Genomic DNA, 21,051 nt, shown 5'->3' with positions numbered 1-21,051 from the left:
CTTCTATTTGATTATAACAATGATTTCTTTTGCAAAGATAACTCTTTGCAAAAGAAATTATTTTGTTGTATGGCTCAAAAGTTAAATACCTCGTTTCATTTTCTTTGTATGCATCGAATTTCTATAATTTTATGCTTTTGCCTTTCCTTTGCGGTTGTATAGGTCGGCGTATGTTCTGCCTTAACTTCTCGAACTGTTCCTTGAACCACTCGGCAATGGGCTTTCGGTCGATGGCAAGAACCAGTCTTGTCCCGTCGGTGGGGTCTTTCAGCACTTGGAAACCTGCCCTTTCGGTCGTGAATTTCCGTCCGTGTTCCTCCGAGTAGAGTTCCCCTGCATACTCCAACGGCTTTCCCTTGACGAGCGTTGCGGTCTGCCTTTCATCGAACCCAATAAGGCGGCAGAGGTTTTCGATACGGAGCATTTCACGGAAATAGGGAAACCATGCCGCCGCCCTTGCGATTACCGTTTTCAGAAACGATATTTCCTGCTTGTGCCTTGTGTCCTTGTCGGCTATCTCCCTGCCGTGCTTTTGCTGCATTTCCCATATCTCCCTGCTGTGGTCTGCCTGCATGGTCTGTATCCTATCTTGCAGGGCTTCGATGGTTTCCTCGTGGTCGGCTACCTCCCTATGCAGGGCGGTGTTCTCCCTTTCCAGCGTCTTGACCTTGTTACTGCCGAAAAGAGAACCGACGCTCTCGGCGATGTTGGCGGCTGCGGTGGTTGCCGCCCCTTTCAGCTTCTCGGTCTGTATCTCTTTTTTCGTCCGTCTGAGTTCCTCCCGTGCCGTTTCTTTCTGCTGTTGCAAATCCACCACTTCCGCTTTGAGGTCGTCGGAGAGTTTCTGTATATCCCGATAATACTGCTGCGTGGACTTGTGGCGAGCCTTCGAGCCGTCTATGCCCCTTTGTAGCCCGTATTTCGCCATCGCTTCGGCATAGGTATCTTGGTAGGACTTCAATTTCAGCCGTGTCATAATATCGTCTGCGCACAGCCTCACGGTGTCGGTCGGCTTCTTGCGGTATCGCTTCTTCGTCTGCTCCTCCCGTTTCCTGCGCTTTCGCTCTCCCTTGACGATGGGGACGAGCGTAACGTGTATGTGCGGCGTTTCCTCGTCCCTGTGCAGGTGAGCCGCCACGATGTTCTCCTTTCCGAACGTGTCGGCGAAGTATTTCAGATTGTCGGCGCACCACTCGTCCAAACGCCCCTCTTCCTCTATCCGCTTCATGTCCTCGTGCGTTCCCGACACGTTGATGCGGATAGCCCGTACTTGGTTGCTTCCGATTTTGCGTGTCAGCCCCGCTTCTTCCAGTCTTCTCTGAACAGCCGCCGAACGGTCTTTCACTCCGTCGGGGTAGCCGATGAGCCTGCGGTTTAGGTGCGTGCGTGTGGGGTCGGCGTTCTTCGGTATGATGAAACGCTCGATATGTGCGGTCGTTCCGCTGTCGCTGCCGTGCGCCTTTTCCATGTGTAAAACTACGAAACCCATATATTCTTCCTTTCTTTTTTGGCTTGTGAAACAATGATTTTTGGTATCTTCAGGGGCGGCAAATGCCGTCCCCGATGGGGTGTGCAGAGGGGCTTGCCCCTTGCCTTATTGGGGAATTTTCAGCGATACGTAGTATTGCGGCTCGGAAAATTCCCTAATAAGCTACGGTATTTTCTCCGCAAATACCCTGCGGCGTGCCGTCCGTCTGCCCGTCTGCCTTTCGGCGGTGGTTGTCCCTGCCGCCTGCTTGCCCGTAACCCCACCTTATTTTTTCCCTTTCGGTCGGTGGGTGGCGGGGCGGTCGTTTCCGTTTTCAAAGGCTCTTTTGCACGGGGCGGTCGGATACAAGGTTTTCCCGATAAATACGCTCGCAGCGAAGCGAGAGGAAGATTTATCGGGAAACGGCGCAGCCGCCTGACCTTTTAGCCGACATAAAGCCCCGTGCTTGCTTTGCCTTTGTAAACGGAAATGATTGCTCCGCTTTCCTCTGAAAAGAGGAATAGAACCTGCAATATATATCACCATAGTGATAGGTTTGCATGTTTGCATGCTGGTATGCTGGTACGTTTGCATGTTGGTATGTTGATATGTTGGTATATCATCATGCTTTCCAACGGCTGTTGGGCTTGCCGTCCGAAACAACCGACACGAATACCGTCGTTTTCTCTTTTCGACCGTGTATAATCCTCTCTAATAATGCCCTGCGGACTTTCGCCGCCCCGAACGACTCGATACGGAAAGCGAGGGCGGCTATCGTTTCGAGGTTGTAAACCTCCGCGCTGTATCTGTCCGATATGCGGATAATGCGCTTTATGTCATATATACTCAAAACTCCGCTTTTGCAGAGAGCCTTTATCCCTGCCCGAACCGTCGGGGCGATAACCCCGAACAGTTCGCAGATTTCCCGCTCGGTCATGGCGGTTGCACCTATATCGCTCGGCAGGGAGATATTGCCCTGCCCGTCCATCGTGATAATGTTCCTTTCTTCTTTCATCGGTATTCTGTTTTTAATTAGATGGCTCGGCAGATATTCTTCTCCATGTCCTCCAACTTGTGCGACAAGGTTTCCATGTCTTGACTTATCTTTTGGGCGGTGATTTTGGCGTAAATTTGGGTGGTCTTTATGTTCGTGTGTCCCAAAAGGCGGCTTACGGTTTCGATGGGTACGCCGTGCGACAAAAGCACGGTCGTGGCGTTCGTGTGGCGTGCCACATGGTAGGTCAAACGCACCTTGAAACCGCATTGTCTGCCTATATCTTTGAGTATCTTGTTACAACTGCCGTTGCTCGGAACGGGGAAAACATGACCGTCCCGAGCCAGTCCCTTGTATTTCTCTATGATACGCTTGGGAACGTCCAAAAGACGGATGTTCGATTCGGTGTTGGTCTTCTTTCTTCGGGTGATTATCCACAGGTTGCCGTCGAAGAATGTTTGCAGGCGGTCGGCGGTGAGGTTCTTCACGTCGGAATACGCCAAACCCGTGAAAACAGAAAAGACGAACAAGTCCCGTACAAGTTCATGGGTGGCGTTCTTCATCGGTGCGTTCATGAGCGTCTGTATCTCCGTTTGGGTGAGGTAGCCCCTGTCCACGCTTTCGGGAGAATTGATATATCCGGCAAAGGGATTAAAGGGCAAACGTCCGTCGTTCCTCGCTATCGAAACGATGTGTTTCAACACAATCATATAGCCCCACACGGTATTGGTGCGGCATTTCTTCTCCGTGCGCAAAAAATACTCGAAATCGTTTATGAACGTGAGGTTTAGTTCCTTTAACGGAATATCCTCACGCTTGTAGGTGTGGGGCAAAAACTCCCGGATATGGTTGCAGACCGTCCGATAACGGGTAAATGTACCCTGCGCCCTGCTGTGCCCGACTTTCTTCTCAAACTCGGCGTTGTGCTGCTCGAACAGCTTCAGCAAAGTTTCCTGCTTGACGCCGATACCGAGATAGGCGTCTTTGAGTTTGGCGGCGGTTACATAACCGTCCGCCTGCATCAGTTCTTGATAGCGGCGGTTTACCTCCACACGGATTTTATCTACCGCAAGGTTGATTTTCTGTGCTTCGACGCTCTTGCCCGAAGCACGGTTGTTCTTCACGTCCCACAACCGTGGGGGAACGTCCATCTTGCAACTGAACTGTTTAATCTCGCCGTCCACCGTGATACGGCACATCAGAGGCAGGTTGCCGTTGGGCTTCTCGCTGCCTTTCTTCACGTAAAATAATACCTTGAATGTACTACGCATAACTCACTCCTTTTTTTGGTTACAAAATTAGTTATTAGTGAGTTACCGACAGCTATGCAAATCTACGCAAAACACAGAAACAGAACATTTTAGCAAGAAATCTGCACCCGTTACGGGAGTAACGAGGTGGTAACTGAACTTCTGCACCGTTTGGCTTCGAGGTGGTATTTCGTTGGCTCTGTCCCATAGAAAAACAAAGCGTAACGAACGCTCTATCAGCTAATTCGCTACGCTTTGCCCAAATTTACTTTTTCGCTATGTGTTTATTTTATACTCTACGTATTGGTGCCGGCATGTGCCGCATTATCCGTTGTTTTAATATATCACTTTCTTTTCAGACGCTCCCAACCCAAAGAACAAACGCCAAAGTGCGAAACAGCCGACCTGGAAGAAAAACTAAGCCTTGCCCTCCGTGCCGGCGACTTCTCCGTATGGTCGTACCTTCCGGATAAAGACGGGTTCGATCTTACCGACGAGAATACCGTACCCCAACCGGGCATGAAACTTATAGACGTAATAAACCTGCTCGTGGCCGAAGACAAAGAGCGTCTTTACAAAATGATCAATGACCTGGCCTCAGGCATCCATAAAAAGGACGTACAATCTTTCCGGCTAGTAAGACCGGACGGAAGCATACATTGGTATGAAATCTACACATTAGGCGTACAAGACAACAGCGGAAAGGTAGTCCGCCTGATCGGTACGCAAAAAGACATCACCGAAAGGAAGCAGCAAGAAGAACGGATACAACGCTACATCCGGCGTACCGAACTTGCCATACGCTCCGCCAATATCATACAGTGGGATTACAGCGTCCGGACCAAAGAATACACACGCCTGTTTTCCGACCCCGATTCTCCCGGAAACTTCATTCGTGAGCCGCTCCGTTTCACCGTACATCCCGAAGACCGCATAACCTACGTCAAAGGGCAGGAAGAGCGCATGCTCGGCAAGAAAGAAACAACCAACATCCATATCCGTATCATGATGGAAGGAGAAAAGGAATACCGTTGGGTAAACATTTTCGCCGTACCGTTGAGATATGACGAACAAGGCAAGATTTCAGTCATCACCGGCCTCCTTCTGGACATTACCCACATAGAGAAGGCGGAAGAATCGAACCGGATGAAAACCACCTTCCTGGCAAACATGAGCCACGAGATCCGCACACCGCTGAATGCCATCGTAGGCTTCTCCCAACTGCTGGCGCAAACCGACGACAAGGATGAAGCCGCCGAATATGTGCGCATTATCGAAAACAACAACAACCTGTTGCTGCAAATCATCAACGACATTTTGGACCTTTCGAGAATAGAAGCGGACAAGATGCAGTTTGTCTACTCCTCGTTCGACGTCGTTGAAATGATGGAAGACCTGCTGCATGTGTATTCCCCCCAGCTACGGGAGGGAGTAACGTTGATATGCAATTCGCCCTATAAGCATTGTACCATCTATTCCGAGAAGAACCGCCTGACGCAGGTAATATCAAACCTGCTAAGCAACGCCGGCAAATTCACGCCGGAAGGCAGCATCACGATGGGATACAAGATATGTTCCAACGACATATCGTTCTATGTGAGCGATACCGGCACAGGAATAGGAGAAGAAAACCTGGAAAAGATATTTGAACGTTTCACCAAGATAGACAGCTTTGTACCCGGAACAGGGCTTGGGCTGTCCATCTGCCAGATGATTGTACACAAGCTGGGAGGCGAAATGTGCGTAGAATCCGAATTGGGCAAAGGCTCTACATTCCACTTTACCATACCCTGCGATCCGGCGCCCGTTACAAGCTAAATAAATAAAATACCTTTGCTATACGCTGAGATATTCCTATATTTGCGTTTCCTAAATAACGTATAGACCTATGGAACATCCATTGCACATTTACAACACGCTTACGAGAAAGAAAGAACAGTTCGTACCCCTGCATGAACCGCACGTCGGCATGTATGTATGCGGACCTACCGTATATGGCGACGCCCATCTGGGACACGCCCGCCCGGCCATCACATTCGACCTGCTCTTCCGCTACCTCACCCATCTGGGATATAAAGTCCGTTATGTGCGCAATATAACAGACGTAGGCCATCTGGAACACGATGCCGACGACGGAGAAGACAAGATTGCCAAGAAGGCACGCCTGGAACAACTGGAACCTATGGAGGTAGTGCAATACTACCTTAACCGTTACCATCATGCCATGGAAGCGCTGAATGTGCTTCCGCCCAGTATCGAGCCGCATGCCTCAGGGCATATAATCGAACAGATCGAACTGGTAAAGAAGATTCTGGATAACGGATATGCCTACGAGAGCAAAGGCTCTGTTTACTTCGATGTAGAGAAATACAACAAAGACCATAACTACGGCGTATTGTCCGGCCGCAATATTGAAGACATGCTGAACACAACGCGTGCTTTGGACGGCCAGGACGAAAAGCACAACGCCGTAGACTTCGCCCTCTGGAAATGTGCACAGCCTGAACATATCATGCGCTGGCCATCGCCGTGGAGCAACGGTTTCCCGGGATGGCACTGCGAATGCACCGCCATGGGAAAGAAATACCTGGGTGAACACTTCGACATACATGGCGGCGGCATGGACCTGATCTTTCCCCACCACGAATGCGAAATAGCACAAGCTGTAGCATCACAGGGCGACGACATGGTGCATTACTGGATGCACAACAACATGATCACCATCAACGGGCAGAAGATGGGTAAATCGCTGGGCAACTTCATCACGCTGGAAGAGTTCTTCACCGGAAAGCACAAGATGCTGCAACAGGCGTACTCCGCAATGACAATCCGCTTCTTCATCCTCCAAGCCCACTACCGCAGTACGGTAGACTTTAGCAACGAAGCCTTGCAGGCAGCCGAAAAGGGGCTGGAACGCTTGATGGACGCATGGCATCATCTGCAAAAACTCACGCCTTCGGCTACATCGACCGTAGACGTAAACAGCCTGCGTACCAAATGCCTGGAGGCATTGAATGATGATCTGAACTCTCCTATCGTTATCTCACATCTGTTTGATGCTGCCCGCGCCATTAACTCCGTGAAAGACGGCAAGGCAACTATCTCGGCTGATGACCTGAAAGAGCTTCAGTATGTCTTCCAGCTCTTCCTCTTTGACATCCTTGGGATAAAAGATGAGGCCGCTTCCGCCGCAGGCGACAGCTACGAAGCCTTTGGAAAGGCAATAGATTTGCTTCTCTCCATCCGTCAGCAGGCCAAAGTAAACAAAGATTGGGCTACGTCCGACAAGATTCGCAACGAATTGACCGCTCTTGGCTTTGAGATAAAGGATACAAAGGATGGTGCCGAGTGGAAACTCGGCAGATAATGAACCACAAATTCTATCACAATGACAATAAACGAATTTCTTCAAGGCGATAAATTCGCCCGTATGGCTGGAGTGGAGTTAATAGAAACCGGCAACGGATATGCAAAAGCCCGTATGGAAATCCGCCCGGAGCATCTAAACGGCGGCGGCGTCTGTCAGGGCGGTGCCATCTTCACCCTTGCCGATCTTGCCTTTGCAGCTGCAACCAACAGCCATGCGCGGCTCACACTCTCTATCACCTCCAGCATCAATTTCTTCAAAGCCGAGAGCCGGGGCTATCTGTATGCCGAAGCCCGGGAGGTATTCAGCCATAAACGGCTTGCCAATTGTGAAGCCCGTATCACCAACGAGGCCGGTGAACTGATAGCCACCTTCAACGGAACAGGCTATCGCAAAGACACCGAACTGCCGTTTGTCCCCATCGAATAATCCACAAAGATGAAAACCACAAAAATCACATGCCTCATCTTCCTGCTTGGAATATTGCTACCGCTTGCAGCACAAAAACAAACAAAATATGTAGACTGTGGCGATGCAAGCATTTACTATGAAGTATTGGGAGAAGGAAAACCGGTTGTGATCCTTCACGGAGGACTGGGTAATGTGAACGGATATGCTTCGTTGGCCGACAGCCTGAAAAGTGCATATAAAGTGATAGCCGTTTCTTTGCGCGGACACAACCGCTCTACACTAGGAAACCGTCCTTACTCATTCGATCTGTTTGCCCAAGATATAATTGCCATACTTGACAACGAAAAAGAGAATAAGGCTTCCATTATAGGCTTCAGCGACGGGGGAGTTACGGCCTACTGCCTGGCTGCCCTTTATCCGCAACGCATAGACCGCATTATTTCGCTGGCAGGCTGTTTCCGTTACTCCGACTATAAGCCGGAAGGCGTAAACTGGATAAAAACGGTGACAGGCAAACAACGGCTGGGCAAAGACGCCTCTCTTTCCGACATCGCGAGGATGGACTCGCTGATAACCTGCATGCGCCCGTTATGGCAAACCAAGATATATATTTCTCAGGAAAAGGCTGCGGAGATCAAAGCTCCCACTCTCATTATTGGTGGCGACAAGGATTTTTTCTTCTCTACGGAGTGTTTCAAGAATGCATACCGTACGATTCCCAACTCCAGATTGATTATCTTACCTAACACCGGTCATAATCTGAACCAACCGGAGGTTATACACAAGTTTATTATACCGTTTCTGAAAGAGAAGAGCAGACTCTTAAATTGATTCTTTATGTTCCACTGCTAGTCGGTGAACGATCATCCTACGGCCGAAGAACGACTAAGAGTACTTCCTTTAATATGCTGAACACGCTTTATTAATGTCGTGGGAGAACGACGCGGCAATCCAATGGATAACGCAGGTTGTAAGAGGCATTGTAATAAACTTCCGCCGCCCCGATCTTTAGTTTAGCCCGTATTTTAATGGGAATATGGTTACGGTCGTCGCCGATCCAAACCTCAGCAGCAGCCTTGTTTTGGGTAAAGGCTTCATCCACGATGTCGATATAGAAATGGCGGGTACGATACTTCGCATCTCCACGCTCCACAATTTGCTGGCCAGTGTACCTGTAGCTTACATTAATAACATCCCGCCCAATGGCAACAAAAAAGGGAAAGCTATCTCCATAAAACATCTCCTCCCAATCCAGCGCACGAAGATACATAGTTGCACCCAGCATATCGAACATATAGCCATTGGCAGTCAATATTGTGTCTATTTTCGTCGATCTCAGATTATAGCGGTGCGAGTGGGCAGAGGTACTCTCTTCTTCATAAACGAATTTCAGATTGTCTACCAGATAGTAGTCTCCTTCATTCGTTCGTTTGGAACTGAACAACAGTTTGGCATCGGGAGAGAAATAGCAGTTTAAGGTATCGCGCATCTTATAAATCTTCTCCATCATACCAGTCGTTCGAAATAATAAACGATAATGCCAGACCGGGTTGTCTTCGTATTTGGATTCTTTTACCGAAAGCGTAGCCAGTCCGGCCTTCGGCATCAGGATACCCCACTTAAAAAAGAGATCATAATCCACCCGTTCGCCATGAGAAAAAACCTTACTCATCGACTGGCTCTGAGCTTGCATGCTCGCCGTGGATGCAAGCATACAAAGAAGCAAAATATAAAGATACTCCTTAAAACGGCATACCTCCCATTGAATTTCTTGATGACGATTGTTTTCCTTCATTTTTGTAATCCCTCTTCTTCTTGGTTAGTTCTTTAGGCTTATTCTTCGTTATATCCAATGGCTTCTGACGATTAAACGGCGCAGCTTTGATGTCCCATGTCTCCTCTACCTGCCAGTTTTGCATTATATTGAATTGCTTCGGACAATAAAAGACTTCCTCCGGTTGAAGCTTATCGGCATACTTCCCGGTATCCCATTTACCGTTATCGTTCGCATCCAGAACCAAACGCGCATAATATTTATCGGGCTTCAAATCCATAAACAGAGCACCGCCGTCTTTTACTTTTGCCTTACGGACAGGCTGGTCATTTCCATTTAGCAATTCTACATAGGCAGGAATCGTATCGTTACCAATTATAGTAATGTAAAGATGCCCGTATTCATCTTCTTTCTTAATTTTAAACTCGCTTGTAAAAAAGTCGTTCCACTTCCCATAAATACTATAAATAGCAGCGGAATCCACCTCCATACGATACTCCTCTCCATATTTCCACGGCCTTTTAATAAAGAAACCTAAAGAATTGGTAGTATCAGGGATAAAGTCGAAATCTACCGGCTGCCAAAGCGTATCCACCTTCTGATCCAGATAGAACGACTCCTTCGTCAGTTCCAACACCGGTTCATCAAAGACTACTGATACCGTATCGTAAAGGTTCATTGAAGCTTGGAGATTGACCGTCATACCGAGGAATTGTATTTGTTCGTCGTCATCACCCTTCTTCTTCTTTTTCTCCGGACGGCGACGCATCAGAAATTCGACGGTGTCAGTCTGCGCCTGCAAGATGTTCAGTGAATCGCTCTTAGGATATGTCACAGACACAAACAAGGTATCTTGCTTCCATACCATCGAATCGGTCAGCCAATAATTAATACTTCTGTTTCCGTCTGTCTTCTGGACAATATACCAACTGCTATCCGCTTCGGGAATAAAGTTTACAGGAATAAGTTCTGGAACGGTATCCAGTTCGGCATTAAAACGCAATGTTACTTTATTCGGTTGGGTACGTTCGGGTTTGAGCATATATTGGCGTTCAAACTTTTCTTTAAAAAGACGCAGCTCTATATTATCCGGCAGAAAGTGAGTATATCCTACCGTTAAGATGGTATCAATAGTCAAGCTGTCTTTCCAGATGGTATCCTGGCGGGTCGTCAACTCGAATGTAGGAACGATAACAGAGTCGAGAAAAGCAATATCCTCTCCCGGTTGATCAAACTTGTAATCACGGTTCACATCATTAAGTGCAAAAACATGATATTTCCCGGGGGCAATATTACGGATGGTGAACTGCCCTCTGTCATTCGTCCGCGATGTACGAACAAACGGTAGTTTTACAAAAGCCGTATCTTCAAGATTCTCATGAAGGCCTATTGTAATACCGGGCATTGGTTCCAGATTCTCCGCATTCAACAAAGTTCCGGCTATCTCCAGTGTATCGATTATATCACCCGTAGAAAAAGCAAACGAGAAATTCTCGAATACATTCTTTTCATTATTGTCTGCAATAGAATTGGTAAAATCTATTGTATAAGTGGTGTTTGGTTTCAAAGAGTCCAACAGCTCAACCACAGCTTTACGCCCGGAAGCGCGGACGATAGGCAATTCCATCTGTGGAGGAGTGATAATTACATTTTCGGAAGGTTTATCTATCTGGATCAATTCGTCAAAAAGAATCTCAACCTTTTTGCCTTTAAAATTTGTCTGGTTAGGAACGGGCGTACTGCTCACAAATTTAGGAGGCATTTCATCATAAGGACCTCCTGTGGGCGAAGCCATATTCGCACACGAATAAATTATTACCAGCAGAAACAAACCGGCAAATAGCCTGAAACTATTTTTTATATATCTGTCACTCATCTATTCTCTGTTTATTCGAAGAGGCAAAAATAGGCAAATTACTCCGTTTTATCAAACGAAAACCGATCCGGCAATACAAACATTTCTTTTTCTCGCAGTATTCCCGTTTAAGTTGGATAAGCGCTTGTGTATCTCCGGCATTACGAACCATAATCCCTGCATTCGTAAAAGTAGAAACGATACTATTCCGTTCGGCCGGAATACTCTCGAGCAAACGCATTGATCTTTCACAGTATTCGGGAAACCTGTTTCGCTGCCCGTAAGCAAACAACATCGGGACTACCGTATTTATTAACAAAATATTAAGTGCATTTTCTCCTATAGGCTTCTCTTTTTTTACGGAAGCATAACGAAAATGATAATGTGTTTCCCAATATTCGGAAGGAAGAACGCGAAAGAAGTTTTTAATCTCTCCGGTAGTACGGGCTTCCAATATGGCCGAGAACAATGTATCTTGTTGCAGCCAGATAGCAGCCAAATGTGCTAATTTCAAATGAGGGAAGTTGAAGGGACGAATGCGCAGACTCCTAAACAAAGATTCATCTAACGGTTTCAAATCAAATTTATGCCGCAGAAACTGATATTCCCGTTGCAACAAACGATAGTAATGGCATTCATGCTCCTCCTCCAACATGCCTGCCTGTCCGAATAATAAAGCTTCAACTTGTGAAGTGCTCCCTCGTTGCTTCTGGATATATCGTAACGGGAGGCTCTTTGCCAGCCATTCAAAGGCATCACTATTCACCCCAAATCCAAAGTTGCGGGTTAAAGTAATATAAAAGACCTCATTCCAATCATTATTATATTGCGCAAGAAGAGAATCTATATCATTCGTTTTACGTTCCAGGCGCTCACTTAACAAAGCTCCCATCCAACCGGACAGATGTAAAGGCTCTATCTCTTTTATCATAGAGAGACAAGATATTGGAGTTTCCCGAAGCAAGAGCCAGTCTATATTGCTACGGATATTCTGCGGAACAGACAATACTAACTGGGGTATTAATTCTCCATTTTCCCTATAAACAGCCGCATCATCACACCCGGTTACGTGGAGGATAATCGAATTGTAGGCCTTGTCTGTATTATGTTTATGCAAAAACCAATCGGAGGCTTTATCATGTATTTCCACGCTTCCGGCCCAAACGGTGCCGGATACTTTTATTTTAGCATTGAAAAAGTCAGGACCTGCATTTGTATTATGAATACCGGGATCAAGAACCTGGATAACGGTTCCGTCGGTAGTAACCAAAGGGGTAGTCGTATAAAGCCTATATTTCCAAACATAGTGTAATAAACGTTCCATATTCTTTCAGAGTTAAGATTTATGCAACAAATCTAATCCATTTTCTTTATATTTGCAGCATTAATTTCCAAACATTTGGATATCATATACACAAATTCAATTACCCAAAATATGAAGATTGCACTTATTGGTTATGGAAAGATGGGAAAGACCATCGAACAGATTGCACTTAGCAGAGGACATCAAATTGTATCCATAGTAGATATAAATAACCCGGAGGAGATTCATTCGGACGCATTCAAAAGCGCTGATGTTGCCATCGAATTCACTACTCCGGCTACAGCATTCGACAACTATATGAAGTGTTTTGCCGCCAACGTTCCGGTGGTATCGGGTACTACAGGTTGGTTGGATCACATGAATGAAATCAAAGAAAAGTGCGAAAAGGAAGGAAAGACCTTCTTCTACGCTTCCAACTTCAGCATCGGGGTGAACATCTTCTTTGCCTTGAATAAGTACCTGGCAAAAATCATGAACAACTTCCCGTCTTATGATGTCCGCATGACGGAAACCCACCATATCCATAAATTAGACGCTCCAAGTGGAACAGCCATCACACTGGCAGAAGATATCATCGAAAATATAGATCGCAAAGGCCGCTGGACACTGGAGACAGCAGAAAGCCCTGCCGATCTTCCTATCCATGCTATTCGCGAAGGCGAAGTTCCCGGTATCCACGAAATCGTGTACGATTCCGAAGTGGATTACATCAGCATCAAGCATGATGCCAAAAGCCGTGCCGGCTTTGCTTTGGGAGCTGTCATTGCTGCTGAATTTACCGCCGGAAAGAAAGGATTCCTCGGCATGAATGATTTGTTTAAATTTTAAAATCCGATAGAATGAAGAAGTTCTCAAACAAGCAATGGATTAAGTTTAGCATTGCCACCCTATTATATGCATTGTTTTGCTTATGGATGCAAAACGCATGGTTATTATTGGGTATTATTCTTTTAATAGACATCTTCCTGACACAATATATCCCCTGGGGAGCCTGGAAACGTTCCACGAATCCGAAAATACGGAATATACTCGAATGGGTGGATGATATCGTATTTGCTTTAATTGCCGTATACTTTATCAACCTGTTCGTTTTCCAGAACTATCAGATTCCTTCTTCCTCCCTGGAGAAGTCATTGCTGGTAGGAGATTACTTGTTCGTAAGCAAATTAAGCTACGGCCCCCGCGTGCCTAACACCCCGATCTCTTTCCCTCTGGTACAGAATACACTTCCCATATTAAACACCAAATCTTATCTGGACTGGCCGGAATGGGGATATAAACGGGTGAAAGGTCTTGGCCATGTAAAGCGCAATGATATTGTTGTGTTCAACTTCCCTGCAGGAGACACAGTTGCCTTGAAAGCTCAGAATCCGGACTATTATACATTGATAGAAGAAGTTGGCCGTGACCGTATTTATATGGACAAAGCAACCTTTGGCGACGTTATTTACCGTCCGGTAGACAAACGTGAGAACTATGTAAAACGTTGCATCGGTATGCCCGGAGATACTATTGAGGTCCGCAACAACCAGGTGTATATTGACGGAAAACCGGCAGAGAACCCCAAAGATATGCAGTTCAACTACTACATCGAAACGGACGGTTCGCCTATTACCGAAGAGCAATTCAAAAGAATGAATGTCAGCAAAGAAGACCGTATCATGGTTTCCAACGGCGGCTTGTTGTCTTTCTTAGGCTTCACCCCTTCCGAAGACGGGCAATACCTCCCCGTATATCGTTTGCCCCTTACCCAGAAGGCGCATGCCATCGCAGAAAAGCTGCCCAACGTAAAGAAAGTGATCATTGAACCCGACGCCCTGGGCGGCCCTACCTATCCGGCAGGGTATGATACAGGCTGGACACGTGATAACTTCGGGCCTCTATGGATTCCGAAGAAAGGGGCAACAATCCCTCTGACGAAACACAATCTGGCATTATACAGCCGTTGCATCAAGAACTATGAAGGCAATACGCTTGAAGAGAAAGACGGGAAGGTATATATCAATGGGAAACCGGAAACGTCATACACCTTTAAGTACGACTACTATTTCATGATGGGTGACAATCGTCATAATAGCGCCGACAGCCGTTCGTGGGGATTTGTTCCGGAAGACCATATCGTTGGCAAGCCTATCCTCATCTGGTTGTCTTTGGATAAAGACCATAGCTTATTCGACGGTGGTATCCGCTGGAACCGTTTGTTCCGCTGGGTACATCCCGATTAACCCGATAACGGCCTCTTTACGCTATGAAACAGACTCTCCTGTCTATCATCAAATGGATTACAGCCCTTGCATTAGTAGGCGGGATTGTTATGGGCATCCGCCGGTATTGCATTGAATCGTACCGTATTTCCACAGAAGCGATGGAAGAGGCTCTGCATAAAGGCGATTATATCATAGTGAACAAACTGCCGGTAGAAAATAATCCGGGGCGTAACCGCATCGTCTTATTCACAAGCCCCCTTTTAAAGGACAGTGCTGTTCCCGCGCTTTTTATCAGCCGGTGCATCGGCATGCCGGGCGATACAATCCGGATAGGCAATAACAGTTATAGCGTAAACGGGAAAGAAGTTCCACGTTCTCCCCGTACGCTGAGTTCTTACTTCGTTACGATAAGCGCGAAAGACGAGTTTATGCGAGCCTTGAGGAAACTGGCCATCCCCGAACGTGAAGTAAAGCCGGAAGAGTACGGTTTCAGCCTGTGCCTGACCGCCTTTGAAGAGTATCAGCTGAGAGAAGAACTGTCGGAAGACGCCAATATCCGCTTTATTAATGAACAGATAGAAGACTACACGCTTATCGTGCCACGCAAGGGAGAGGCTTACCGCCTCGATGCCCGGTCGCTGGTAGCCTGTAAGGAAATTATCCTCAGGGAGACAAACGGCAAGGCCGCTTTCAGGGACGGAAAGCTTTATATAGACGGGAAGGAGACTGCGTTCTTCTTCTTCAAGCAAGACTATTACTGGATGTTATCCGACAACACGATTGGAGCTGTAGACTCCCGCCATCTTGGTTTTATACCGGCAGACCATGTGATAGGGAATGCCCTCTTCTGCTGGTACAGCAAAGACAAACAACGTATTTTAAAACCTGTAAACTAGCATGCAACCTGTATATCTGTCTACCGCCTATCTGGGGCCTGTCCAGCAATATTGCAAGATGTACCAATTCGGCGAAGTCTGCCTGGAGACGTACGAGAACTATCTGAAACAAACCTACCGCAACCGCTGCACCATTGCCGCAGCCAACGGCCCGCTGTCGTTATCCGTCCCCATCGTTAAGCCCGATACGCTAAAGTGCCTCACAAAAGACATACGCATCTCGGACCATGGCAATTGGCGTCATTTACATTGGAATGCTATCCTGTCCGCTTATAACATGAGCCCGTTCTTTGAATATTATGAAGAAGACTTCGCGCCCTTCTACGAGAAACGATTTGACTTCTTACTGGATTTTAACGAAGAACTCCGCCGGGTAATTTGCAAGCTATTGGATATTGAGCCTAACGTAACGCAGACGAGCGTGTACGAAGCAAGCGTTCCGAACGACTTCCGCGAGTCCATCCGGCCGCGCCAGCCGCTGCCCGACCCGTCGTTCCGCCCCAGACCTTATTACCAGGTCTTCCAGGGCAAATTCGGCTTCATAGCCAACCTCAGCATTATTGACCTGCTTTTCAACATGGGACCCGAAAGTATAGTAGTACTTCGAGACTCCTCCCTTCCCATCAGGCCTTGAGACGTTTCTAAGACCGAAAGCCGGAAGCCCGTCCGCATGAAACCTTTTCACCTTATAATAGGGCGGCGTTACCTACGAGCGTAGGTAAGCGATACCTAAGGGCGTAGGTATGGGTGACCTAAGCACGTAGGTACGCGCGACCTAAGGGAATGGGGAGACGATACCTATTCTTTCTGGAACTTACGGCTCACCTTTATCAGGTTGCCGGTGAAGGATACCACGTTTTGCATCTCCTGCACCATATTGAGGTAAAGCATGCTCACCTTTGTGCTGCCGCTCTGCCCCTGGATACGTTTCAGTTCCCCTTTCTTCAGCGCCGTCAGCTGGTTCTGCAGGGCTACAGATTCGGCTACCAGGCCGTCCAGAGGGGTATAATCATTCTTCTTTACCATATCCGCGCAGCGGGTCAGGAAGCGGACTACCTTGTCCGTCATACCCCCGAACTCCTCTTTCTGTATCTCGCTTAACGGAGAGAAGTTATTATCTATATGGTCTTTCAAAGGCTCTGCCAAACGGCGGATGCTATATATTATCTCGCTTGCGAAATCATTACACTGGTAGTAATACAAGCCTTTCTCCACCGCTATGTCATGGTCTAACTGCGTTACCCCGAGAGTGCCCACACGCTTTACCTGCTTCAAATGCACCCTCTTCTCCGCCACAGCCGTCAGTGTCTTTTTCAAGTCCCGGAGGTTCTCCTTCATAAAACCGGAAACAGCTTGCGAGAGCATATCAGCCGTAAAAGTGATATCGCCCACCACCTCTTCGCGGCTATGTTCACGGAATAAAGCCAGGGCCTCGGCAGTATCGGTAGATTTCTGTAATTTGGCAACTGTAGAGTTCACCTCTTCTTTCAAGGCCTCCTTACGCTTCTTCTTCTTATAAGCAATCTGGCTACGAACCAACGAATAGACCGCCAGCCCAACCATACATACCATAGCGGGGATACCTCCGAAGTGGATAAGGAGCGCTACCACGAAGCAGATCGAGAAAGCGGCGGCGGCGGTAATAAACCATCCTCCGATGACGGAAAGCACCCCGGTGATACGGAACACCGCACTCTCTCTTCCCCAAGCCCTGTCGGCCAAAGAGCTACCCATTGCCACCATAAAGGCTACGTAGGTGGTGGACAGAGGGAGTTTAAGCGACGTACCCAAAGCGATCAGCAAGCCAGACAGTACCACGTTTACCGAAGCACGTACCAAATCGAAGCTGGCCTTATCCTCAATCACCATCTCATCCTTATTGAAACGGCCGTCTATCCACCGCTTCATGGGGATAGGGATCACACTGTCTATCGTTCCGGCAATATTGCTGCAAGTACGCACCAATACACGGGCAACCGGCGACGTACCGAAGTTCTCATCGCCTTCTGTCTGACGCGAAAGGTCAAGAGAGGTCTTCACTACATTCTGGGCCTTCTTGGACGTAGCCAATGCTATTATCATAACAATGCCCGAGCCTACCAGGAAATAAATAGGGGTTTTAGCCGGCTCCAGCAAAGATGACATCAGGAAGGTATCTGTGGTGGTAGTCCCTCCCTGCGCCATCAAATCCATATAGGAGGAATAGCCTACCAGCGGAACACCAATAAAGTTCACCAGGTCGTTTCCGGCAAAGGCCAGGGCCAATGCAAACGTTCCCATCAATACCACTACCTTAAAGATGTTTACTTTCAGCCAATATAATATCTGCATCAAAACAGTGAAGAACACAAAGCATCCCCATATGATGGCGGAGGTATTACCGTAAATGAATGCCTTCACATCACCATGCATAAAAGAACTCTCCTTCAAGCCTTTTATCAGCATGAAATAGAGGATGGCCGTAGCCGCTGTCCCTCCGAACAAGGCGGCAAAGTACTTCATCTGCTTTTTATAATTGAAGGTAAAAAGGATTCGGGCAATGTACTGCACCAGCGTCCCGAAGAAAAACGCGATAGCCACCGACATGAAAATAGCCAGTACTACGGCAAAGGCTTTATCTGTATTCAAAAGATCGCCCAACTGAAAAGCCCCGTTGGAATTGATAATCTTCATCATTGAAATAGCTACTGTACCTCCCAACAATTCAAAGACCAGCGATACGGTGGTTGAAGTAGGCATTCCTAACGAATTAAAAACGTCCAGCAACACCACATCCGTTAGCATTACAGCCAACAGGATATACATAATCTCCGAGAAGTAGAAATGTTGCGGTTGGTAGATTCCATGACGTGCCACATCCATCATACCATTTGAAAGGGAAGCTCCCACAAATACACCTATCGCGGCAATTATCATAATAGTTTTAAAAGAAGCGGCCCGGGAACCAATTGCCGAATTAAGGAAATTTACAGCATCGTTACTCACTCCCACCGACAGATCGAATATGGCCAACACAAACAAGAAAATGACCAGGAATAGATAGAATGTCTCCATATATATACGTATTATTCTGAGTTCTGGGCAAAGGTCTGAAATAATTATTTCGGATCTGTTACGTCAATATTACAAACACGCTACAAGGCGAAAAAGATTAGTTGCATTACAAATATTTATTTTTATCTTTACAAAATAAAACATATAGTATTAACGTGGAAAACAAGGACTTCGAGAACCTCTATAAGCGGAATTACAAGCGCTCATTCCTCTTTGCCAAGTCGTATGTTCACGATGATTTGGTAGCAGAAGATATTGTAGCCGAGTCGTTGGTAAAGTACTGGAGAGTTACCTCGCAAGAAGATACAGAAGCATCCGACGCCCTGCTTTTGACTATTCTTAAACATAAATCTTTAGACTACCTTCGTCATCAAGCAATACATCTGACAGCGATAGGGAACATTGCAGACATAAATATCCGTGAAATGAATACACGTATATCCACATTGGAAGCGTGTAATCCTTCCGATATTTTCTCCAAAGAGATACGCCAGATCATAAACAAGACGCTTCACTCTTTACCGGAGCAAACCCGCCAGATCTTTTATTTAAGCCGTTTTGAGAATAAATCAGTGAAAGAGATTGCCGAAATAACTAATATTACGGTAAAAGGAGTAGAATATCATATAACAAAATCATTGAAAGTGCTTCGGATTGCTCTAAAAGACTACTTGCCTTTTTTATTATTCTTTATTAATTAAGCATCCGGAAGCTCTAAGCAACAAACTACATAATAACGAGAACTTCACCATATTATTAAACGTATTTGTGCCTGTATTAGCCTTATCGTATTTGTGATAAGGTTAATACAGGCACAAACGGGGAAACTCTTTATATTACGCCTAACTTAACGTATAACGCTTCTGCCAATCCATACTTGAGGTTGTTGCAAACCTAATAGGTCGGCAATCGTAGAAGCTATATCAAACTGCATCATACTGTTTGTTATTACCTGCCCCTTTTGGATGCCTTTACCTGCAATAATAAACGGAGTTTCCATTTCCATCATAGTTTTGCCGCCATGACCATTTTCTATTCCGCCATGATCGGCTGTTATTATTATAACAGTATCATCCCAGATACCTGCCTCTTTCACAGCTTGCAATATCTGCCCGATATAACCGTCCAATTCATGCAGTTTTGTATAGTAAGCAGGGGTGTCATGTCCGATTTCATGTCCTACATGATCCGGTTCGTCGAAAATAACAGCCAACAGGTTCGGTTTTGACTTCTTAATATAGTCAATGGCATNGCTACTGTACCTCCCAACAATTCAAAGACCAGCGATACGGTGGTTGAAGTAGGCATTCCTAACGAATTAAAAACGTCCAGCAACACCACATCCGTTAGCATTACAGCCAACAGGATATACATAATCTCCGAGAAGTAGAAATGTTGCGGTTGGTAGATTCCATGACGTGCCACATCCATCATACCATTTGAAAGGGAAGCTCCCACAAATACACCTATCGCGGCAATTATCATAATAGTTTTAAAAGAAGCGGCCCGGGAACCAATTGCCGAATTAAGGAAATTTACAGCATCGTTACTCACTCCCACCGACAGATCGAATATGGCCAACACAAACAAGAAAATGACCAGGAATAGATAGAATGTCTCCATATATATACGTATTATTCTGAGTTCTGGGCAAAGGTCTGAAATAATTATTTCGGATCTGTTACGTCAATATTACAAACACGCTACAAGGCGAAAAAGATTAGTTGCATTACAAATATTTATTTTTATCTTTACAAAATAAAACATATAGTATTAACGTGGAAAACAAGGACTTCGAGAACCTCTATAAGCGGAATTACAAGCGCTCATTCCTCTTTGCCAAGTCGTATGTTCACGATGATTTGGTAGCAGAAGATATTGTAGCCGAGTCGTTGGTAAAGTACTGGAGAGTTACCTCGCAAGAAGATACAGAAGCATCCGACGCCCTGCTTTTGACTATTCTTAAACATAAATCTTTAGACTACCTTCGTCATCAAGCAATACATCTGACAGCGATAGGGAACATTGCAGACATAAATATCCGTGAAATGAATACACGTATATCCACATTGGAAGCGTGTAATCCTTCCGATATTTTCTCCAAAGAGATACGCCAGATCATAAACAAGACGCTTCACTCTTTACCGGAGCAAACCCGCCAGATCTTTTATTTAAGCCGTTTTGAGAATAAATCAGTGAAAGAGATTGCCGAAATAACTAATATTACGGTAAAAGGAGTAGAATATCATATAACAAAATCATTGAAAGTGCTTCGGATTGCTCTAAAAGACTACTTGCCTTTTTTATTATTCTTTATTAATTAAGCATCCGGAAGCTCTAAGCAACAAACTACATAATAACGAGAACTTCACCATATTATTAAACGTATTTGTGCCTGTATTAGCCTTATCGTATTTGTGATAAGGTTAATACAGGCACAAACGGGGAAAC

18 protein-coding genes and 2 pseudogenes are annotated in these 21,051 nt (G+C 46.2%); 10 read left to right on the top strand and 10 right to left on the bottom strand.

Features of this window, described 5'->3' with window-relative positions; translation table 11 throughout:
• Nucleotides 1-121: 121 nt before the first annotated feature.
• From mobV to C1721_RS05955, 4 genes are all read right to left on the bottom strand, one after another.
• Nucleotides 122-1,489 carry a MobV family relaxase gene (gene mobV / locus C1721_RS05970; protein ID WP_102407551.1) on the bottom strand — a complete coding sequence of 456 codons (1,368 nt, stop codon included), beginning with the start codon at nucleotides 1,487-1,489 and terminating at the stop codon, nucleotides 122-124.
• Nucleotides 1,490-1,753: 264 nt separating this feature from the next.
• Nucleotides 1,754-2,062, bottom strand: coding sequence for a hypothetical protein (locus tag C1721_RS05965; RefSeq protein WP_234347361.1), 309 nt, complete (start codon nucleotides 2,060-2,062; stop codon nucleotides 1,754-1,756).
• Between the two features lie 28 nt (nucleotides 2,063-2,090).
• A complete protein-coding gene (locus C1721_RS05960) occupies nucleotides 2,091-2,483 on the bottom strand; it encodes a hypothetical protein (protein WP_005797051.1) in 393 nt (130 codons plus the stop codon).
• 17 nt (nucleotides 2,484-2,500) lie between these two features.
• Nucleotides 2,501-3,733, bottom strand: coding sequence for a site-specific integrase (locus tag C1721_RS05955; RefSeq protein ID WP_102407550.1), 1,233 nt, complete (start codon nucleotides 3,731-3,733; stop codon nucleotides 2,501-2,503).
• 234 nt (nucleotides 3,734-3,967) lie between these two features.
• Between C1721_RS05955 and C1721_RS05950 the strand changes: the two genes are divergently transcribed.
• The 4 genes from C1721_RS05950 (at nucleotide 3,968) to C1721_RS05935 (ending at nucleotide 8,321) form a co-directional block, all read left to right on the top strand.
• Nucleotides 3,968-5,530, top strand: coding sequence for a PAS domain-containing sensor histidine kinase (locus C1721_RS05950; protein WP_234347359.1), 1,563 nt, complete (start codon nucleotides 3,968-3,970; stop codon nucleotides 5,528-5,530).
• Between the two features lie 70 nt (nucleotides 5,531-5,600).
• Nucleotides 5,601-7,079, top strand: coding sequence for a cysteine--tRNA ligase (gene cysS / locus C1721_RS05945; RefSeq protein WP_102407548.1), 1,479 nt, complete (start codon nucleotides 5,601-5,603; stop codon nucleotides 7,077-7,079).
• A gap of 21 nt (nucleotides 7,080-7,100) precedes the next feature.
• The gene (locus C1721_RS05940; RefSeq protein WP_102407547.1) at nucleotides 7,101-7,508 is read left to right on the top strand and encodes a PaaI family thioesterase; all 408 of its coding nucleotides are present in this window, start codon (nucleotides 7,101-7,103) and stop codon (nucleotides 7,506-7,508) included.
• 9 nt (nucleotides 7,509-7,517) lie between these two features.
• Nucleotides 7,518-8,321 carry an alpha/beta fold hydrolase gene (locus tag C1721_RS05935; protein WP_102407546.1) on the top strand — a complete coding sequence of 268 codons (804 nt, stop codon included), beginning with the start codon at nucleotides 7,518-7,520 and terminating at the stop codon, nucleotides 8,319-8,321.
• A gap of 91 nt (nucleotides 8,322-8,412) precedes the next feature.
• On the opposite strand, the gene C1721_RS05930 is transcribed toward C1721_RS05935, so the two are convergent.
• The 3 genes from C1721_RS05930 to C1721_RS05920 all read right to left on the bottom strand — a co-directional run bounded on the left by C1721_RS05930 (nucleotide 8,413) and on the right by C1721_RS05920 (nucleotide 12,443).
• Entirely contained in the window at nucleotides 8,413-9,162 is a 750-nt protein-coding gene (locus C1721_RS05930; RefSeq protein ID WP_234347357.1) for a DUF3108 domain-containing protein, read from the bottom strand.
• A 70-nt stretch (nucleotides 9,163-9,232) separates the two neighbouring features.
• Nucleotides 9,233-11,140 carry an Ig-like domain-containing protein gene (locus tag C1721_RS05925; protein WP_102407544.1) on the bottom strand — a complete coding sequence of 636 codons (1,908 nt, stop codon included), beginning with the start codon at nucleotides 11,138-11,140 and terminating at the stop codon, nucleotides 9,233-9,235.
• Nucleotides 11,133-12,443 (bottom strand): DUF2851 family protein, encoded by a 1,311-nt coding sequence (locus C1721_RS05920; protein WP_102407543.1) that lies wholly within the window; start codon nucleotides 12,441-12,443, stop codon nucleotides 11,133-11,135. Before C1721_RS05920 ends, C1721_RS05925 begins: the two co-directional genes overlap by 8 nt.
• Nucleotides 12,444-12,554: 111 nt before the next feature.
• Here C1721_RS05920 and dapB point away from each other — a divergent pair, with 111 nt between their 5' ends.
• The 4 genes from dapB to C1721_RS05900 are packed head-to-tail and all read left to right on the top strand — an operon-like array spanning nucleotide 12,555 to nucleotide 16,180.
• A complete protein-coding gene (dapB, locus tag C1721_RS05915) occupies nucleotides 12,555-13,271 on the top strand; it encodes a 4-hydroxy-tetrahydrodipicolinate reductase (protein ID WP_102407542.1) in 717 nt (238 codons plus the stop codon).
• An 11-nt stretch (nucleotides 13,272-13,282) separates the two neighbouring features.
• Complete coding sequence (gene lepB / locus C1721_RS05910; RefSeq protein WP_102407541.1) at nucleotides 13,283-14,668, top strand: signal peptidase I; 1,386 nt, start codon at nucleotides 13,283-13,285, stop codon at nucleotides 14,666-14,668.
• 23 nt (nucleotides 14,669-14,691) lie between these two features.
• Complete coding sequence (lepB, locus tag C1721_RS05905; RefSeq protein WP_102407540.1) at nucleotides 14,692-15,546, top strand: signal peptidase I; 855 nt, start codon at nucleotides 14,692-14,694, stop codon at nucleotides 15,544-15,546.
• 1 nt (nucleotide 15,547) lies between these two features.
• Nucleotides 15,548-16,180, top strand: a complete 633-nt coding sequence (locus tag C1721_RS05900; RefSeq protein WP_102407539.1) for a WbqC family protein — start codon at nucleotides 15,548-15,550, stop codon at nucleotides 16,178-16,180.
• A gap of 164 nt (nucleotides 16,181-16,344) precedes the next feature.
• Here the strand turns inward: C1721_RS05900 and C1721_RS05895 are convergent, their stop codons facing one another.
• The gene (locus C1721_RS05895) at nucleotides 16,345-18,600 is read right to left on the bottom strand and encodes an inorganic phosphate transporter (RefSeq protein WP_102407538.1); all 2,256 of its coding nucleotides are present in this window, start codon (nucleotides 18,598-18,600) and stop codon (nucleotides 16,345-16,347) included.
• Nucleotides 18,601-18,755: 155 nt separating this feature from the next.
• Between C1721_RS05895 and C1721_RS05890 the strand changes: the two genes are divergently transcribed.
• Complete coding sequence (locus C1721_RS05890) at nucleotides 18,756-19,301, top strand: RNA polymerase sigma-70 factor (RefSeq protein WP_102407536.1); 546 nt, start codon at nucleotides 18,756-18,758, stop codon at nucleotides 19,299-19,301.
• Nucleotides 19,302-19,447: 146 nt separating this feature from the next.
• On the opposite strand, the pseudogene C1721_RS05885 reads toward C1721_RS05890, so the two are convergent.
• Nucleotides 19,448-19,849: pseudogene (locus C1721_RS05885) on the bottom strand (alkaline phosphatase family protein); the annotation flags it as partial.
• Nucleotides 19,843-20,223: pseudogene (locus C1721_RS05880) on the bottom strand (inorganic phosphate transporter); the annotation flags it as partial. The pseudogenes C1721_RS05885 and C1721_RS05880, both read right to left, overlap by 7 nt.
• Before the next feature lie 155 nt (nucleotides 20,224-20,378).
• Here C1721_RS05880 and C1721_RS05875 point away from each other — a divergent pair.
• Nucleotides 20,379-20,924: an RNA polymerase sigma-70 factor gene (locus C1721_RS05875; protein WP_102407536.1), complete on the top strand. Its 546-nt coding sequence runs from the start codon at nucleotides 20,379-20,381 to the stop codon at nucleotides 20,922-20,924.
• The last annotated feature ends 127 nt before the right edge of the window (nucleotides 20,925-21,051 follow it).

Origin of the sequence: Parabacteroides bouchesdurhonensis, from assembly GCF_900186615.1 — a bacterium.
Classification (GTDB): Bacteria; Bacteroidota; Bacteroidia; order Bacteroidales; family Tannerellaceae; genus Parabacteroides; species Parabacteroides bouchesdurhonensis.
The sequence above is the reverse complement of the archived record's forward strand: the minus strand, read 5'-3'. Positions and strand labels throughout refer to the sequence as shown.

What these genes read in the sequence shown, in the direction of transcription:
- C1721_RS05935 (WP_102407546.1), top strand. Translation starts at nt 7,518, where the DNA reads ATGAAAACCACAAAAATCACATGCCTCATCTTCCTGCTTGGAATATTG.
- C1721_RS05960 (WP_005797051.1), bottom strand. Translation starts at nt 2,483, where the DNA reads ATGAAAGAAGAAAGGAACATTATCACGATGGACGGGCAGGGCAATATC.
- C1721_RS05920 (WP_102407543.1), bottom strand. Translation starts at nt 12,443, where the DNA reads ATGGAACGTTTATTACACTATGTTTGGAAATATAGGCTTTATACGACT.
- C1721_RS05900 (WP_102407539.1), top strand. Translation starts at nt 15,548, where the DNA reads ATGCAACCTGTATATCTGTCTACCGCCTATCTGGGGCCTGTCCAGCAA.
- lepB (WP_102407540.1), top strand. Translation starts at nt 14,692, where the DNA reads ATGAAACAGACTCTCCTGTCTATCATCAAATGGATTACAGCCCTTGCA.
- C1721_RS05940 (WP_102407547.1), top strand. Translation starts at nt 7,101, where the DNA reads ATGACAATAAACGAATTTCTTCAAGGCGATAAATTCGCCCGTATGGCT.
- C1721_RS05895 (WP_102407538.1), bottom strand. Translation starts at nt 18,600, where the DNA reads ATGGAGACATTCTATCTATTCCTGGTCATTTTCTTGTTTGTGTTGGCC.
- cysS (WP_102407548.1), top strand. Translation starts at nt 5,601, where the DNA reads ATGGAACATCCATTGCACATTTACAACACGCTTACGAGAAAGAAAGAA.
- mobV (WP_102407551.1), bottom strand. Translation starts at nt 1,489, where the DNA reads ATGGGTTTCGTAGTTTTACACATGGAAAAGGCGCACGGCAGCGACAGC.
- C1721_RS05955 (WP_102407550.1), bottom strand. Translation starts at nt 3,733, where the DNA reads ATGCGTAGTACATTCAAGGTATTATTTTACGTGAAGAAAGGCAGCGAG.
- lepB (WP_102407541.1), top strand. Translation starts at nt 13,283, where the DNA reads ATGAAGAAGTTCTCAAACAAGCAATGGATTAAGTTTAGCATTGCCACC.
- dapB (WP_102407542.1), top strand. Translation starts at nt 12,555, where the DNA reads ATGAAGATTGCACTTATTGGTTATGGAAAGATGGGAAAGACCATCGAA.
- C1721_RS05930 (WP_234347357.1), bottom strand. Translation starts at nt 9,162, where the DNA reads ATGAGTAAGGTTTTTTCTCATGGCGAACGGGTGGATTATGATCTCTTT.
- C1721_RS05965 (WP_234347361.1), bottom strand. Translation starts at nt 2,062, where the DNA reads ATGCAAACGTACCAGCATACCAGCATGCAAACATGCAAACCTATCACT.
- C1721_RS05925 (WP_102407544.1), bottom strand. Translation starts at nt 11,140, where the DNA reads ATGAGTGACAGATATATAAAAAATAGTTTCAGGCTATTTGCCGGTTTG.